General features: G+C 69.9%; 12 protein-coding genes and 4 pseudogenes. 14 read left to right on the top strand and 2 right to left on the bottom strand.

The features are described 5' to 3' along the window. Positions 1–75: 75 nt before the first annotated feature. The 7 genes and pseudogenes from ACZ4EF_RS31085 to ACZ4EF_RS31055 all read left to right on the top strand — a co-directional run bounded on the left by ACZ4EF_RS31085 (position 76) and on the right by ACZ4EF_RS31055 (position 5,448). Positions 76–1,867 (top strand): annotated as a pseudogene (locus ACZ4EF_RS31085) (type IV secretory system conjugative DNA transfer family protein). Then, entirely contained in the window at positions 1,864–2,787 is a 924-nt protein-coding gene (locus tag ACZ4EF_RS31080) for an adenine nucleotide alpha hydrolase family protein (RefSeq protein ID WP_467507411.1), read from the top strand. The pseudogene ACZ4EF_RS31085 and the gene ACZ4EF_RS31080 overlap by 4 nt, the downstream one beginning before the upstream one ends. Before the next feature lie 36 nt (positions 2,788–2,823). Beyond that, positions 2,824–3,039: a hypothetical protein gene (locus tag ACZ4EF_RS31075; protein WP_467507409.1), complete on the top strand. Its 216-nt coding sequence runs from the start codon at positions 2,824–2,826 to the stop codon at positions 3,037–3,039. Beyond that, on the top strand, positions 3,039–4,196 hold the full coding sequence (locus ACZ4EF_RS31070) for a DnaB-like helicase N-terminal domain-containing protein (RefSeq protein WP_467507407.1): 1,158 nt from the start codon (positions 3,039–3,041) through the stop codon (positions 4,194–4,196). Before ACZ4EF_RS31075 ends, ACZ4EF_RS31070 begins: the two co-directional genes overlap by 1 nt. Further along, positions 4,193–4,387, top strand: coding sequence for a hypothetical protein (locus ACZ4EF_RS31065; protein WP_467507405.1), 195 nt, complete (start codon positions 4,193–4,195; stop codon positions 4,385–4,387). The genes ACZ4EF_RS31070 and ACZ4EF_RS31065 overlap by 4 nt, the downstream gene beginning before the upstream one ends. A gap of 1 nt (position 4,388) precedes the next feature. Further along, positions 4,389–4,571, top strand: a pseudogene (locus tag ACZ4EF_RS31060) (DNA cytosine methyltransferase); the annotation flags it as partial. Between the two features lie 115 nt (positions 4,572–4,686). Then, on the top strand, positions 4,687–5,448 hold the full coding sequence (locus ACZ4EF_RS31055; RefSeq protein ID WP_467507515.1) for a DNA cytosine methyltransferase: 762 nt from the start codon (positions 4,687–4,689) through the stop codon (positions 5,446–5,448). A 267-nt stretch (positions 5,449–5,715) separates the two neighbouring features. Here ACZ4EF_RS31055 and ACZ4EF_RS31050 read toward each other — a convergent pair. Continuing rightward, positions 5,716–5,850: pseudogene (locus ACZ4EF_RS31050) on the bottom strand (SRPBCC family protein); the annotation flags it as partial. A gap of 197 nt (positions 5,851–6,047) precedes the next feature. On the opposite strand from ACZ4EF_RS31050, the gene ACZ4EF_RS31045 reads away from it, so the two are divergent. After that, positions 6,048–6,362, top strand: coding sequence for a hypothetical protein (locus ACZ4EF_RS31045; protein WP_467507403.1), 315 nt, complete (start codon positions 6,048–6,050; stop codon positions 6,360–6,362). 45 nt (positions 6,363–6,407) lie between these two features. On the opposite strand, the gene ACZ4EF_RS31040 is transcribed toward ACZ4EF_RS31045, so the two are convergent. Next, positions 6,408–9,962 carry an RHS repeat-associated core domain-containing protein gene (locus ACZ4EF_RS31040; protein WP_467507401.1) on the bottom strand — a complete coding sequence of 1,185 codons (3,555 nt, stop codon included), beginning with the start codon at positions 9,960–9,962 and terminating at the stop codon, positions 6,408–6,410. 802 nt (positions 9,963–10,764) lie between these two features. Between ACZ4EF_RS31040 and ACZ4EF_RS31035 the strand changes: the two genes are divergently transcribed. The 6 genes and pseudogenes from ACZ4EF_RS31035 to ACZ4EF_RS31010 form a co-directional block, all read left to right on the top strand. Next, on the top strand, positions 10,765–11,364 hold the full coding sequence (locus ACZ4EF_RS31035; RefSeq protein ID WP_467351106.1) for a DUF4913 domain-containing protein: 600 nt from the start codon (positions 10,765–10,767) through the stop codon (positions 11,362–11,364). Continuing rightward, positions 11,361–12,866 (top strand): hypothetical protein, encoded by a 1,506-nt coding sequence (locus ACZ4EF_RS31030; protein WP_467507399.1) that lies wholly within the window; start codon positions 11,361–11,363, stop codon positions 12,864–12,866. Before ACZ4EF_RS31035 ends, ACZ4EF_RS31030 begins: the two co-directional genes overlap by 4 nt. A 480-nt stretch (positions 12,867–13,346) precedes the next feature. Continuing rightward, entirely contained in the window at positions 13,347–14,015 is a 669-nt protein-coding gene (locus tag ACZ4EF_RS31025; RefSeq protein ID WP_467507397.1) for a hypothetical protein, read from the top strand. Next, positions 14,012–15,163, top strand: a complete 1,152-nt coding sequence (locus ACZ4EF_RS31020; RefSeq protein WP_467507395.1) for a hypothetical protein — start codon at positions 14,012–14,014, stop codon at positions 15,161–15,163. Before ACZ4EF_RS31025 ends, ACZ4EF_RS31020 begins: the two co-directional genes overlap by 4 nt. A 22-nt stretch (positions 15,164–15,185) precedes the next feature. Beyond that, positions 15,186–15,731 (top strand): hypothetical protein, encoded by a 546-nt coding sequence (locus tag ACZ4EF_RS31015; protein WP_467507393.1) that lies wholly within the window; start codon positions 15,186–15,188, stop codon positions 15,729–15,731. 43 nt (positions 15,732–15,774) lie between these two features. Beyond that, positions 15,775–16,338 (top strand): annotated as a pseudogene (locus ACZ4EF_RS31010) (winged helix-turn-helix transcriptional regulator); the annotation flags it as partial. Positions 16,339–16,479: the final 141 nt, after the last annotated feature.

Below are 16,479 nucleotides of genomic sequence, written 5' to 3'. Positions count from 1 at the left end.
GAGACCACCCGTGACCAGCAGGAGAAACCGCCTCCCCGCCGTACGGCCACCCTCTTCTCCCGTCAGGACACCCTCATGTCATCCCCACGCACACGCCCGCCCTCGACCACCACCGGCACCGACGCACTCCTCTATCTCCTCTTCGGCGCACTCGGAGCAGCTCTGGCCTTCAGCTCGCTGGCCTGGCTCACCGGAAACCTCACGAACGCCTGCGTCGGGGACGGTCGTTGGGAGCGGTTCCGGGCCGCCGACGCCCTGCTCCACCCCGGCCTGTTGTGGCCGCACCTGGGCGCCACCGCCGTCCTGATCGGCGCCCGTATCGTCCCCGGACTCCTCACCGCCGCGCTGGCCGCGACCGCGGTCACCGTGTGGCTGCGCCTACGCGCCGGCGCATCAACGGGCCTGGCCCGCAAGGGCGATGTCGCGCCGCTCCTGGCCAAGGAGGTCACCGCCAAGGCCCGTGACCTGCGGCCGAGCCTGAACGGCCGGGAGAGTAAAAGAGGTCGCACCCGCTGACCGCGGCATCCTCCTCGGTACCCTCTCCCCCGGCCGGGCCGAGGTCCGCGCCTCGTGGGAGGACGTGATCTGCGCGATCATGGCCCCGCGCTCCGGGAAGACGTCCGGGCTGGCCATCCCCGCGATCCTCGCCGCCCCCGGCCCGGTCCTGCTCACCAGCAACAAAGCCGCCAACGACGCGTACACCGCCACCGTGGACGCCCGTACCGCCGTGGGCACCGTGTGGACGCTGGATCCGCAGCAGATCGCCCACCACCCCCGTCAGATGTGGTGGGACATCCTCGCCGACGCCCGCGACCTGGCCGGCGCCAAACGGCTTGCCGGGCACTTCGTCGCCGCATCCGTCGACGAGTCGAACGGCTCGGACTTCTGGTCCACCGCCGCCGCCAACACACTCGGCGCGCTGTTCCTGGCCGCCGCCTCGACCCACCGCCCGATCACCGACGTCCTGGCATGGCTGGCGGCACCGGCCGACCGCAACCCGGTCGACCTGCTCACCGACGCCGGCCACCACGCGGTCGCCGCCCAGCCCCAGGGCACCGTCTCCGGCGCCGTCGAAACAAGGGACGGCATCTTCGAGACGGCGCGGCAGTACGCGAGCTGCCTCCTCGACCCCGACGTCGCCGCCTGGGTCACGCCCGCCAAACATCTGCCGGAGTTCCAACCGGCCGCGTTCGCCACCTCCCGCGACACGCTGTACCTGCTCAGCAAGGACGGCGGCGGAAGCGCGAGCGCGATCATCGCCGCAGCCGCCGACGCCGTCATGCGCTCCGCCGTGATCGTCGCCGAACGCTCCGGCGGGCGCCTCGACCCCCCGGCCCTGTGCGTGCTGGACGAGGCCGCGAACGTGTGCCGGATCAGCGATCTCCCCGACCTGTATTCGCACTTGGGCAGCCGGGGCGTCATCCCTATGACGATCCTGCAGTCCTACCGGCAGGGGCAGAAGTGCTGGGGCGAGCAGGGCATGGACGCCCTCTGGTCGGCCGCCACCGTCAAGATCATCGGCAGCGGTATCGATGACGCGGACTTCGCCGACCGGCTCTCCCGGATGGTCGGCGACCACGACGTGCAGACCACCTCGGTCTCCACCAGCGAGTCCGGCAAGTCCACCTCCGTCAGCATGCGGACCGAACGGATCCTGCCCCCGGACGCGATCCGCGCCCTGCCCAAGGGCAAAGCACTCATTCTCGCCACCGGCCTGCGGGTCGCGATGCTCACCCTGCGCCCCTGGTACACCGAGCCCGCCGCCAAGACCATCGGCCCCGCTTCGGCCGCCGCCACCGCGGCGATCACCGAACGCGCGCTCGCCAAGGCCACGTTGGGCCGTGACGACTTCGAGGCTGCGTCATGAGCGCCCCGGCGCTGCGCGTGCTGAGCCTGGGTGCCGGCGTGCAGTCGACCAGCCTGCTGCTCCTGGCCGCCGAAGGCCGCCTGCCCCGACTGGATGCGGCGATCTTCGCCGACACCGGCTGGGAGCCCCGCGCGATCTACGAGCACCTGGACCGGATCGAGCGCGAAGTCGCCCGCCCTGCCGGTATTCCGATCCTGCGGGTCTCCTCCGGCAACATTCGCACCGACGCCCTGGACCCGGACAAGCGCTTCGCTTCGATGCCTTTGCACATTCTCAACGCCGACGGCGGCATAGGCATGTCACGACGCCAGTGCACGGGGCAGTACAAGATCCGGCCGATCAAGATCCAGGTCCGCGAACTGCTCGGCCACCCCTACCCCCGGCGCATCCCCAAGGGGACCTTCGTCGAGCAGTGGATCGGCATCTCCACGGACGAGTTCCACCGCGCCAAGGACGCCGACGTCGCGTACATGAAGAACGTCTTCCCGCTGATCGACCTCGGCCTGTCCCGCGCCGACTGCCAGCGTCTGCTGCGCGAACGCGGCTTCGGATCGACGCCCAAAAGTGCGTGTCTGGGTTGTCCCTACCACGGTAATCAGCAGTGGAGGAGCCTGCGCGACACCAGCCCGGCGGAATGGGCGGACGTCGTGGACTTCGACGCCGCGATCCGCGCGGGCAACGCCAGGGCCAACGCCGACGGGAAGCCGCTGCTCGGCACCGCATACCTCCATCGCAGCCGGGTGCCCTTGTCCGAGGCGCCCATCGACCATGTCACCGCGCAGAAACGCGCTTCGCTCCAGGGTGACTTGTTCGAGGCCGCCGCCGAGGCGGATCTGGAACTGGGTGAGCCGGACGGCTGCTCACCCTGGTCGTGCCGCTCCGGCGCTTCTGTCCAGGACGACTTCGACATCACCGCATGACCACGCCTTCCCCCCTTCCTGCCTGCTGGAGCACTCATGTCCTCCTCCGCTTCTTCCTCCCTCACCAGGCCGTTCGGTGATCTGCCGGTTGCGCGGCGCGGCGGCCAATGGCTGCTGACCGCCGCCAGCGGCACCGTTCCGGCTGACCGCGCCCTCGCCGTCGAGCTGGACCGCTTCGCCGTGGCGATGGCCGCTGCCGACCGGGCCGTCGCCGCCCTGTCCCCGCTGCCCTTGCGTTCCGGGAGGCGGTGATGAGGCCGCTGCTGCAGGCCGAGCAGGCCGTACTCGGCGCGGTCCTGCTCGACCCCGGCCAGCTCGACCACCTCGACTGGCTGGAGCCCGAGCACTTCTACCGGCCCGCCCACCAGGCACTGTTCGCGGCGCTGCGCCACCTGCGGTCAAAGGGGAAACCGGTCCTGACCGCCGACGGCACCGTGCCGCTTGAATGGGTGAGCGACACCGTCACCGAAGCCGGGAAGCACACGCGCGGCGTGACCCCGGTGTACGCGCACACCCTGGTCTCGGCCTGTCCCCGCCCCGAACACGCCCCGGTCTACGGGCGGATGGTCCTGGAAGGCGCCATCCACCGCACGGTCACCGAACAGGCGGTGCGCCTCCACCAGACCGCCCGCGCCGACGCGGTCCGCGGCGAAGTCGAGAACACCCTCCACCACGCGGACGTACTGGCGGCCGTGCTGGATGACCTCGCCCGGCGCTGGGGCACCGAACCGCGCCCCGTCACTCCCGCGCCTCCGATTCTTTCCCCCGACCCGCTGCCGACCGGGGCCCAGGCGGTCTCGGACAACGAGCAGTTGCTCCTGGCGACTCTCACCGAGCGGCCGTCCGGCATGGACGAGGTCATCGGCTGGCTGCGGCCCCAGGACTTCGGCAACCCCGCGCACGGCCAGCTCTACCGCTGCCTCGGCGCGCTGCACCACCGCGGCGAACCCATCGACCAGGTCACCCTTCTGTGGGAGGCCCAGCGGCGCGGCCTGCTTGCCGGCGGCACCGTGACCGGCGAGCAGATCACCGCGATCTGCCAGGGTGTCGGGCCCGGCAGCGCCCAGTGGCTCGGCGAGGAGGTAGCACGCTCGGCGCTGCTGCGGACCGCCGCCGTGACCGCGCGCACCATCCGCGACCTGGCCACCACCGACGCCCTGGCCCCCGGCCAGCTCATCAACCAAGCCCTTGCCGCCCTCGGCGTCCTTCACGAAGTCCGGCAGCGCTGGACCACCGGCACCCGCCCGCCGGCACTGCCTGCGGTCCACGACGAACCCGCCGCCGGCCCGCCTCCGGCCCAGGTCCGCGCCGCCCGCGCCCGCAGCACCCCGCCCGCACCAGCACCCGGGGCACCCGCTACAACCCCTGCCGTGCCGCCGGTACGGCCACCTTCCCGGAGCCACACATGAATCAGCCGCACCACCCGGGCACCGAACTCGACGCGCTCATCACTGAGTTCGATGCCGTGCTGCACCTCATCAGCGCCCAGGACCCCGCCTCGCCCCACCTGTCCGGGCCCGTCGCCGCCGTCGTCAATGAACCCGCCGCTTCGGTACCAGCGCCGATCCACTTGGCACCGACTACCGTGAAGGGGCGCTGACATGCCGCCCCCGTCGACCGCCGGGCCCGCGATCGGCAGCCTTTGCTCGGGTTACGGCGGCTTGGAACTGGGAGTTCAGGCCGCTCTCGGCGGCACGGTGGCCTGGCATGCCGAGATCAATCCCGATGCCTCCCGAATCCTCGCCCGCCACTGGCCACTCGTGCCCAACTACGGCGACATCACCACCACCAGCTGGGGCGATGTGCCCCGGGTGTGCGTGCTGACCGCGGGCTTCCCCTGTCAAAGACGTCTCGGTCGTCGGCCGCCGCGCCGGACTCAACCCTGCAACCCGCTCGGGGCTGTGGCTGCACGTGGCCCGTGCGGTCCAAGCCCTCCGCCCCTGCCTGGTGGTGATCGAGAATGTCCGAGGACTCCTCACCTCGCCGGCCGGTTCCCCTGGCGACGTGGAATTCTGCCCGTGGTGTCTGGGAGACGACCCAGCCCAGCCTGCTCTGCGGGCACTTGGTGCCGTACTCGGCTCCCTGGCCGACCTCCGGTACGACGCACGCTGGCTCATGCTTCGCGCCTCCGACATCGGGGCCCCGCACCGGCGCGAGCGGACCTTCCTCGCCGCTTGGCCCACCGGACACTCTACTCAAAACGCCGACGGCCAACATCGGGTCGAACGGCGGGAGCCAGCACCCGGCGAAGAGGAAGAGCAGCGGACACGGCCCAATCTGGCCGACGAGGTGGAGTGGCTACTGCCGACCCCGAAAGCGTCGGACGGGATCAAGGGCTCACCGAACCAGCGACACGGCAACGGCGACTTCACCCTCCCGTCGGCGGCGGCCTCGCGACTCCCTACGTGGGCGAGCGACACCGGCACCCCTGGACGGCGTTCGGGGGTGGGCCGGCGACCACCGCTGTCGGCGGTGGTCCTGCCGCTGTGGACGGACACGACTCCGGATACGGAGGAAGCAGCGGGCGGTGGGGGCCCTACGGCGCCGCCATCACCCGATGGGAGACCCTCACCCGTCCCGCACCGCCGCCCACCGACGCGGCCGGGCGCCTGCGCCCGGCCTTCGTGGAGTGGATGCAGGGTCTGCCCGAGGGCTGGGTGACCGCCACACCCGGACTCGGTCGGCCGGCCCAGCTCACCGCGCTCGGCAACGGCGTCATTCCCCAACAGGCAGCCCAAGCAGTGCAGTTGCTCAGTCCGCCCTTCCCGTGCTGCCCACACTGCACGCAGTTCTCGGGCGCTCCCTCTGTATCGATTCGCTGATCGGATGTGGTTGGCAGCGAAGTGAAGTTCGGACGAAAATCCTCATGTTGGCCCTCTATGGAATCGGCGGCGCTCCGATTTCACAGTCGGTCGGCCCGGGTTCGCGGATCTGCTCGGTGTTCTCGGCGTCGAACTCTCGCGTGGCGCAGCCGGCCTTCGTCACCCATCGGGTGAGCGTCGGCGTGCGCTGCTCGACCCGCTCCACGCCGTCCATGCAGCTCGGGGATTCCCCGAAGGGTGTTCACTAGTTGTACACGGTGACCACCAGATCTTGACCTCGACGGTCTCCTCACCGCAGACATGGTGTCCGGCCCCTCTCGTTCGGCGATCTGTCGTTGCCCTGGTCGTGCTGCGCGCTCTCGGCATGAGCGCGCTATTAGGGCCGCTCTCTCGCTTTATCCAATAATCCCGATTGCATAGAGGAGCCCCGCGGCGCAGATGGCCGCACCGATTAGCCTAAAAGAGATTTCATTTGAGCGGGAAAAGAATTTTTCCTTGGCGCCAGATTTACGTACTGAAAATTTCGAAGCAAAAATCGCGAAGAGCGCGCCAAATATCATCAGGAATATTCCGACCAATATTTTCATGATTCACCCCTGCAAGAAAGGGGTGGCCTCCGGCTGGCCGGAGGCCACCCCAACCGTTTACCTGCGCCGCTTCATGAACCGAATTGCAAGGAAGATCCCTACGAGTACGGCGACGGCGAGGAACAGATACGGAAACCACGACGGACCATCTGGTCTGCTCTTTTGAGCGATAATCATAAGCGAGTCCATCGGATCCCTTTCTGCCTGATTCTTAGAATGTGTACTTGAGTGTTCCGGAACATTTCCCGGAATCGCCACCAGTTCCCACGCTTTCCGATTCGTCCGTGGATTTAGAGAGCTCCAGGGGGCCGAACCCGCAGCCGTACTCGCCAGTTAGTCCTCGTGAAGCCGAACCGGATGCGAGGCTTGCGTCAGCGCTGGCCCCGGGGGTACCACCTCCGACGGCCACGTAGGGGTGCACACTCCCGTCGCTGTTGATGCTGAGGCCACCTCCCAGGCAAAGCACATCGCAGATTTCACCCCCAATGTCGAATGACAGATTTCCCGTCGGGTCGACGTTGTTGATGGGGTCGTCGGCGGCGTAGGCGTAGCGGTTGCCGTTGGCCGGGTCGGCGAGGAAGGAGTACGTGTCCTGGGTGGTGAAGCGGCCGGTGGTGGGGTTGTACCAGCGTTGGCCGTATTTGATCCAGCCGGTGGTGCGGTCGTAGGTCCCGCCGACGAAGCGGTAGGGGTTCTGGGCTGCGGCTGAGCCGGTGGCGGTGGTGGTCTGGTAGGCGCCGTAGGGGTCGTACTGGTAGACGGTGGAGGTGACCGTGGACTGGTTGATGAATTCCACGGGGGATCCGAAGCCGTCGATGATGTAGTACGCCTCGGTGCCGGTGGTGGTGCGCAGGACCAGGGGCTGGCCGGTGGTGGGGTCGTGGTCGATGTAGGCGGTGCCCGCGTCGAGTGTGACCTGTTCGATGACGGGCTGGCCGTTGCCGTCGGGGCGGCCGTAGACGTAGTCGACGTTCTCGCCGTCGTCGGTGGTCTGGTGGGTCAGCTCGGTCTGCCCGGTGCCGGCGTAGGTGTAGGTGCCGGTTCCGGTGGAGGTGGTCGCCGCCGTCATCTGGCCGGCACCGTTGTAGGTGACCGAGGACAGGGACGGGGTCTTGGTGAGGTTCCCGGCGGCGTCGTAGGTGTAGCCGCTGGTGGTGATCTGGTTGGCGGCGTTGTGGGTGAGGGTGGTTGTCCCGGTGGCGGTGATGCGGTTGCCGCGTGCGTCGTAGCCGTAGCTGTACGTGGTCCCACCTCCCGAAGTCGCCACTGACGTCAGCCGGTTGCCCGGGTCGTATCCGTAGGTCGTCGTTTTCCCCGTCAGGTTGTCCTTAGACCACTGCAGGAGGCTGCGGTCGTCGGTGGTGGCGGCGGAGCAGGTGGTGCCGGGGGTGCCGCCTGCGGCGCGGCAGTAGGTGACGTCGAACTGGCGGGTGGGCGAGGTGGCGGGGCCCTGGTCGGCCCAGACTCGTGAGGGGCGGCCGGAGGCGTCGAAGTCCTGGTGGACGTGGGCCTTGTAGATGGTGTGGTTGGTGTCGGTGCCGAACCAGGTGTCGGTGCGGCGGCCGTGGTCGTCGTAGGCGAAGCGGATCTTGGTGGAGGCCGGCGCCGCGGTGATGAGCTGGGTCAGCAGGTTCGCGTCGTCGTAGCTGTAGGTGGCGGTGCCGCGGGCGTCGGTGAGGGTGACGAGGTTGCCGGACTTGTCGTATCCGTAGGTGAGGGTGCCGCCGCCGGAGGTCGCGGTGCGGGTGGCCAGGTGCCCGAGGTCGTCATAGGTGTAGGTGGTGGTGCCGGTGCCGTCGGTGCGGGTCCAGACCCGGCCGAAGCCGTCGTAGGTGTACCCGACGGCGTGAGTGCTGTCGGAGTAGGTGACCGAGGTGATGCGGTCCGCGTCGTCATAGCCGTAGGTGGTGGTGATGTTCCGGCCGTCCTTGGCCGTGGCCAGGCGTCCGTACTTGTCGTAGCTGAAGGTCTGCCCGCCCAGGGAGCCGCCGGTCACCGGGGTGACGGAGGTGGCCTGGTGGGTGGCGGAGTCGTAGCCGTAGGTGGCGCTGGTGCTGTTGCCCGGGTCGGTGGACGTGGCGACGGTGCCGTCGCTGTTGTAAGTGACCTTGGCGTTGGCGGCGTTGGCGTCGGTGCTCTCGTCGCGCTGCCCGGCGCCGGTGTAGTGGTAGGTGCTGGCGTTGGACTGGGCGTCGGTCGAGGAGGACGGCAGGTACTTGCTGGCGGGGGCGGTGTTGCCGTAGAGCGCGGACTGCGACGAACCCGTGGGGGAAGTCGTCTTGGTCAGCGACTCGCCGCCGTTGGCGTTGTACTCGTTCGACGAGGTCGAGGCTCCGCTGCCGGACCCGACGGTGCTGGTGGAGGTGTCGAAGTTCGCGGTGTACGTCTTGGAACGGACGTTGCCGTCGGCGTCGGTGGCCTTGGTGACGTGCGCGGTGTTGTCCGAGGTGAGGTCGTAGGTGGTGTGCGGAACCGTGGAAACCGACTGCGTCTGGTCGGTGTTCGGCGCGGCCAGCAGGGTCTGCGTGGCCGTCGGGTAGGACAGCCGGGTGACGGAGTCGCCGGGGGAGCCGGTGGCGGTGTTGTGCTGGGTGACGGAGGTGACCCCGCGGGCGCCGTAGGTGAAGTTGGTGATGCCGCCGCCGGGGTTGGTGATCGACGTCAGTTGGTGGGCGGTGTAGCCGAAGGACGTGGTGCGGTTAAGGGTGTCCTTGACCGAGGCCAGGTCGCCGCTGCTGTTGACGGTGTAGGTGACGGTGCGGACCGAGCCGTCGGAGGCGGTCTGCTTCAGCGTCGTCACATGGCCCGACGCATTGGCATAGACGCCGGTGCGCTGGCTGGTGGTGCCGCGGGTCGCGATGATCGAGGCCGGCAGGCTGCCGCTGTAGCCGAGTGTGGTGGTGTTGCCGTTGCGGTCGGTGATCTTGGTGAGTTTGCCGGCGGAGTCGAAGGTCTGCTTGGTCTGGCTGGAGTGGTCGGTCAGCGTGTAGGTGCCGTCGCTGTTCTTGACCAGGTCCGCCTTGAAGCCGCCCGGCGCGGTGAAGCTGCTGCCGGTGGACACGAACAGGCCCGTTACACCGGCCTGGCCGCGGTAGGTCACCGATCCTTCCTCATGCACCGTCAGCGAGATGTCGTACGGCGTCAGGAGCCACCCGTACCCCGCGGCGGCCGAGGTCGAGGTGAACCCGGATCCCACCGACTCGCTGTTGTACGACGCGCCGAGACCGACATCGCCGTTGATCCCGGGCAGCGTCAGATCGCTGGTGGACACCAGTACATTCCCTGAGCCCACGTCGACCTGCGCCGAGACATGGTCGCCGGCGGAGAACGACAGCCGCGTCGCACCCGGCCGTGCACCCGCGCCCAGCATCGGCGAGACATGCGTGTCCTGAAGCGTCGTCAACGCCGAGCAGGTGCCGCTTTGGCAGGCCTGCACCTGCCAGTCGAACTCCGTACCGATCGGCATCGACACCGGCAGCGTCAGCCGGGCCACCGAGCCCGACGCCACCGTGACCGTACCGCCGTTGACCAGGTCCCACGCCCCGCCGGCGGCATACGTCCCCGCGAAGAACTTCGCCGTGACCTGCCCGCCCGACGGGCTCGACATCTTCGCCGTCAGCACCGGCTTGACACTGTCGACCAGCGCCACCGCCTGCGTCGGAACATCCGGCGCGGCAGCCACCGCCGGCGCACCCGCCGCGATGACCACCCCCGTGGTCGCGACGCCGAGCACCGAGCCCCAGCGTCCGAGTATGCGTTTCCGCACTTGCAGTCCACCCCCATCACAGTCCGTGCCGCACCAGTCGGCGGGCACGCCTGAAACATCCTGGGGGGCCCGGCAGTGGAACGTTGTCCTCCGGCAAACGAATGCGATGCGTGACAGTGATGGCATTCGGTCACCTCAAGATCTTTCGCGCGATGCACCGCGGTTTCGACGGAGCAATGGTGCTCCAATCCAACATGTCGCAGCGCTAATTGGCGTGTCGACCGGGGATTCGACCGCGTCATCGCCCGGGGTGACGTTCTTCACGGCATAAGCCCACTCAATCAGGGAATCGCACGCAATTGCGATTCTCTTGAGGTTCTGTGCACAGGGGTGGGCTGCGTCCATCGTCCGGCCGCAGCAGCCACGCGCGGTGTACAGCACGTCCACCAGCCGGTGGGAACCGTACGGCGCCGCCATCACCCGCCCCGCACCGCCACCTAGCAATGCGGCCGGGCGGCTGCGTGCGGCGTTCGTTGAGCGCATGCAGGGCCTACCAATGAGCGGGGTGACCGCCACGTCCGGACTCGGCCGTCCCGCCCAGCTCACCGTGTTCGGCAACGGCGTCATCCCTCAACAGACCGACTGAGCAATGCAGTTGCTCAGTCCACCCTTCCGGTGCTGCCCCGCTGATCACCGCTCTAGCCGCATTACCGCCTTTTCCCGGACCGGCCAAATCGCTGATCCTCCGCATCCTGTTCCCCATGTTCACTTCCTCACCGAGGAGCACCGCCGTGGCTTCCAGAAGAACCCCGCCTCCGCGCACACCGCCTCCGACCTGCTCACCCATCCCCCTGGAAGCGTCATGTCCGATCCCACCACGGCCGCCCCCGAACCAGAGCCCGAGCCGTTCCGCGTCGCCGACGAGAACCTCGGCGACCTGGCCAGCACGCTGGCCGCGACCATGGCCGAGGTCCGCCAGCACGGCGTCATCCTCGATCGCCTCGGTTCCGAACCCGAACCCCCCACCCCTGACGCACCGGCCGACAACACCGAGGCCGCCGAGGCCACGCCGGACAGCGGTCCGGCCAGGGTGTTCATCCTCGCGCTGGGCGGCGAAGCGTACGCCACCGAACTGGCCGCGCTCGCCGGCTGGGTGCACCACCTGCTGTTGCCGGTCTACGGCCGGGAGATCAGCACCACCCGCCCGTGGTGCGCCAAGTGGTACGAGCACTCCGAGGCCGTCGCCCGCCTCCACGCCCTGTGGCTTGCCTGGCAGCAGCTCACCGACGCCGAGGCGGGCCTGTCCGGTCCTTCGACATGGCACCGCGACCACCTCGACCACGCCCTGCTCCATCTGCGAGCCCCTGACGGTCCGTTCGCGGCATGCACCACCAGCCCGGCCCGCCCGAGCCACCGTGTGCTGGCCACTCCGGCACCTGTGATAGCGGGCGGTGACCGGTGACCGCCGAACTCGACTTCGCGCTGGACGACCTCGACCCTGCCGACCTCGGCTCCGAGCAAGCAGAACGCCTGCTGTGGGGCGGTGACCTGCGCGTCCTGGCCGAACACCACACCGCTCCGCACCGGTCCCACAGCTACGTGGTCGCCCACGACACCTCCGCGACCTGGGGCGTGCCCGGTGCGCCGCAGATCGCCGCGATCAAGGTCGCACGCGACTTCAGCGTGGGCACCTTCACTCTGGAACGCGAATATCACGCCAGCGTGCCGTTCGCTCAAGCCTGGCTGATCGCCCGCGGCTGCCCGCCCGAGCAGATCGCCATGATCGACGGCGACTTCGTCGCGCCGGCCGACGAACAGACCCTCCGGGTGCAGCAGATGATCCGCGAGGGCGGGCAGCGCTACGACGTCATCGACACCTGGACCTGGGACTCCGCCCCGTGTGAGAACTGGACCCTGGTGCGGGACAGTGGCGCGGCCGTGGACCCGGTCCGGGTCTTCCTCGAAGTGGTCGACGAGAAGGCGCTCACCTACACCGCCCGCGAGGGCGCCTTCCCCGACGAGGACACGGCCCGGGACTGGCTGAACGACCGCAGCACCCCGCTGCCACCGGCGCCCGAAGGCCACCTCGACGCCGATGCCCTGCGTACGCGCGTCGCGCTCGCCCGCTCCACCGGCGCCCCGCGCCCTGCGGCGTGCGGCGTGCGGCCTCGACACCCTTCCCGTGCCGTCCACCAGGGCGGTGCATCAGCCGGGTCCGGGGAGGTCGCGGTGAGCGCCCCCTGCTTCCGTATCGCCGGCTACTCCCCTGCCGACCCGTCCATCGGGCAGGTCCTCGCCGGTCTGTCGGCGGCCGAGCTGAGCACCGTGGTCGACCACCAGACCGACACCGCCAGCTACCCGCTGATGTACGACACCACGGCGACCTGGGACGACCCCAAACCGCAGTTCCACACCGTCGCGTTCCACCGCTTCCCGGGCTACGGGACGTTCACCCTGGAAGCCGCGTCCCATACCGGGATCGCCTTCGCCCAGCGGTGGCTCGCCGACCGCGGCGCCCCGCTCAAAGCGGTCAGCGTCTCGGGTAACGACCGCGCTCGGGCCGCCGAAACCGCCACCTCGCTCGTCGAGGACAAGATCCGCGCCGAATCGGGGCGGTACGACCTGCTCCAGGTCTTCCACGAGAACCTCGACGACACCTGCTACGCCTGGACCCTGGTCCGCGACCGCGCCGCCGCCCAGGTGCCAATCCGGGTGTTTCTGCAGCAGGGCGACCTCGAAGAGCGCACGTCCACGCTCCGCGAAGGAGCCTTCCCCGACACGGCGTCTGCCCTCGCGCGGCTGGCCGACCGAACCGAACCGCTCCTGCCCGCGCCAGAGCGGTCAGCGGCACAGTGCGTATCGGCAGCCCGCGCCCGCAGCGCGCCCGGAACACCCGGCAGCCGCACGCCACAGCCGGTCTCGGCGCTCGGCGGACAGCCGGTGAACCGGAGGCGGCCGCTGTGAGCTTGCCCCGGCGCGCCTTCGCCGCCCACCCCGACGCCCTCGCCGACCTGCGCAACCTGCCCGAACCCATCCGTGACCAGGCGCTGCTGCACCTGCAGGACCTCGTCAATGGCGAACGGGTCGCCAAGCGACTGGAGGGCCGGCTCGAAGGCTTCCACAAGGTCATCCTCGGCGTGGGATCCGACTGGGCTTCTCATCGGCTGGTCGTCCAGTTCCGGCCCGCACCGGCCACCTCGAAGCACGACCGCGAGGTGTACCTGGTCGCCGCCGGCCCCCGCGCGGACTACGCGGTCTACCGCACCGCCCAGCACCGCACCGGCCGCACCCAGACCCCGCCCCCGGACCCGGCGACCGCAGTCCGCATCCGCGCCGCCAACTCCCGCTCCCCACACGCCACCGGCCTCGCCCTCGACTCGACGACCGCCTCGGTCGCCTACACCACCAATACGCCCCATCCACACCCACCCGGAAGGCCGCCCGATGACCACCGACCGCACCCCGCTGTCCCGCACCGAGCTGGCCGATCTGCTCACCGGCGCGGCCCACAGCATCTCCGGTGTCCTGACCGCCGAGTACCCCACCCCCGCCGCCCGCTCCTACCTCCACCCCGTCCTCGGCGCACTAGCCGCCGGACCCCGGGTCGTCGGTGAGCTGACCGACAGGCTGGAGAACTTCCTCGACGAGCCGCTGCCCGCCACCCCAGCCGGATTGTTCGCGCTCGCCTCCTACGCCGCAGCCCTGGGCTGGTTGACCGAATCCCTCGGCGAGCTGACCGACGCGGTCGACCGGATCTGCACCCAGGTCGGCATCCCCGCTGCACCGCCCGATCCCGCCCTCTCCCCGCTGCTGGCCGAGCAGGACGGCGCGGCCGAGGTGGGTTTCGGGTTCAGCGTGCTGGAGCTGGCGGCCATCCGCGCCGCCGCCGAGACCGCCGGGCTGACGTCCAGCGAGTACGTGCAGGTGCTGTCCCAGTCGCTGCTGGCCGCAGCCCAGATCACCGACGCCTGCATGGAGATCGCCAGCGGACTGGCCGAGGACGCGGCGTACGTGCTCGGCGAAGCAGGCGGCAACCTGCGGATCGGCGAAGGCCCGGACAGCCTGCCGACGCTGGTACGCACCCTGCTGACCCGGATGGGGCCGGCCCGGTGAACCCCCACGACCCCGCCGTACGGCCCGGCGCGCACCTGGTCGCAGCCGAACTCGGTGTCGAAGCCCCCTGGGACCTCAGCGACCGCCACCCGTTGGACATCGTGGGCAGGCTGGTCGCCACCGCCGCGCACGAGGCCGACGACCTGCACACCGACCTCACCCGCGCCGCGAAGACAGCGATCGAGACCCTCGAACCCATCAGCCGGGGCAAGGCACCGCAGATGCGCGGTTCGTACGGACTGCTGAGCGCCACCGGCCCGCAGCTCGAACTCCTCGCAGCCCACCGGGATACGGCCTACCAGCAGCTGGTCCGGGCCGTGGCCGGCTATCGGCGGCTGCTTCCCGACGTCGCCCAACCGGCATCCGAGGGGCCCGGCCCTGTTCCGGGACGAACGGCAAAGGAAGCACCGGCCCGGGACGACGGCTGGGCCGTTGCCGGTGGCCGGCAGGTTCAGGCCCTGCGGGCGGTCGAGCACGGCGGCCTGCGGTTGAAGCAGAGCGCGCTGTCCGAGCAGGACCGATACCTCTCCGACAGCACCGGCGTCCTGGTCCCCATCTGGGCGCAGACCGTCGAGCGGATGGTCTCCGAGGGCCTGCTGAACATCGACACGGCCACGAAGCCCACGCAGGGACAGCTCTTGTCGCTGACCGAGCTGGGCCAAGAAGCCCTGCAGGCTGCCGACGATGTCGCCGCCACACCCGCCACCGGTTCCGGGACCGCCGCACGTGACGTCCCCGACCCCACAGCGACGGCTGACAGTTCGAGCCCTGCTGTCGATCCGCTGCCGTCGCGCGAGGAGCTGCTGGCGCTGGAGGAGATCAAGCGCGGCCGGGTGCTGCTGAAAGAGCGCGCCTTCCGGACCGGCCTGGGCGTCTACACCGGCTCGGGTGCGCGGATCTCCCCCGCGACTGTGGAGGCGATGCAGGAGCGGGGCTGGATCGAGCGCGACGCGAGCACCTCGTTGAACTTCGGCCAGCAGCTCTCCGTCACCGACTCGGGGCAGGCGGCCTTCCGCGCCGGCTGCGTCCAGGACCCGCGCACCACCGCTGCCCTCAGCCGCAGCACGCGGAACACCCTTCCTTCGACTCCGGCGGAACCGCCTGCCGCCGGTGCCCCCGGTCAGGCCAAGCCGACCCCCTCCCGCTGACCTTCCAGATAAGGAAACGCCCATGTCCACCACTGCCTTTCACACCCGCCGCCTGGTCGAGCACCGGTACGGCCGCTCCCTGGATCGCCTACGCGACGAGGTCGCCCATTACCGCTGCGCCGACCCCGTTCTGCCGATCGTGCTGCGCCGCCTGAGCGCTTTGGAGCAGACCGGTGAGCAGGGCCGCGCAACGCGCCGCGCCCTGCGCACCACCGTGCAGGACGCCGTCGCCGACGAACGTCCCCGGGACGACCGTCTGCGCCTCTACGTTGCCGAACTCATGCGCGTGGAGCAGCAGGAGCAGTCCCAGGCCGAAGCGCTGTGGGATCTGTTGGACGTCCGGCTGCTGCTCGACCAGCCCGGTGCCAGCCGCCTCCCGCTGTCCCGGCGGACCGGTCGCGCTGTCGAAGACGAGGACGTGATGGAGGCCGCCCGCCAGGCCGCCGCCTGCCTGCCCCGCCTCACCCGCGACGCGCTGCGCGGGGCCCTGCGCAACCGCGGCATCCACATCAGCAACCGCCGCCTCGACGCCGTTCTCCAGCAGCTCCGCACCGAACGTACCCGCTGACCACCCGCTCACCTTCGCGCCTTCCGCCCCTTTGGAGTACGCCATGTCCACCGTCGCCCAGCCCACCGTCACGCAGACCGGTGCCGTCGACGCCCAGCGCGTCGAGGACGCGCTGTCCCTGATCGCACCGAAGTGGACCACCTGGGCCGTGCAGACCCTGGCGCAGCAGCACCAGCCGATGCGGGTACGCGACATCGGATCCCATCTCCCCTTCATCAGCCAGCCCGTCCTCAGCAAGCGGCTTGCCCAGATGCACGCCGACGGCCTCCTGACCCGCGGCGCGGATCTCCAAGCCCCGTACCAGCTCAGTGGATTCGGCACGTCGCTGGCCCCGGTCCATCAGGCACTGGCCGACTGGTCCCACGACCATTTCGCTTTCTCGCCGGACGGTGTGGCCGGTGCCGAGCGCGTCGAGGACGCGCTGCGCCGGCTGAACCTGCGCCACACCACCGCCGTGATCCAGGCCCTGGACGTCGGGCCCATGCGCTTCGTTCGCATCGGCGAGGCGGTCGGCCTGGATGACCCCTACACCCGGCAGCGGCTGATCCGACTTCACGCCGACGGCCTGGTCACCCGCACCGGCCACCGGCACGGAGACCCCTACACCCTCACCGCCGCCGGCCGGGCCCTGGGACCGGTCTACGCCGCCGTCGAGCACTGGAGCAACCCCACCGCCGCCGTGCGGCCCGCAACTCCCGTGGCCACAGCCACCCGCACCCACCGGGCGGCCCCGCCCGGCCCGTACGGC

The sequence above is a fragment of the Streptomyces sp. NPDC025721 genome, from assembly GCF_055558595.1.
The sequence above is the reverse complement of the archived record's forward strand: the minus strand, read 5'-3'. Positions and strand labels throughout refer to the sequence as shown.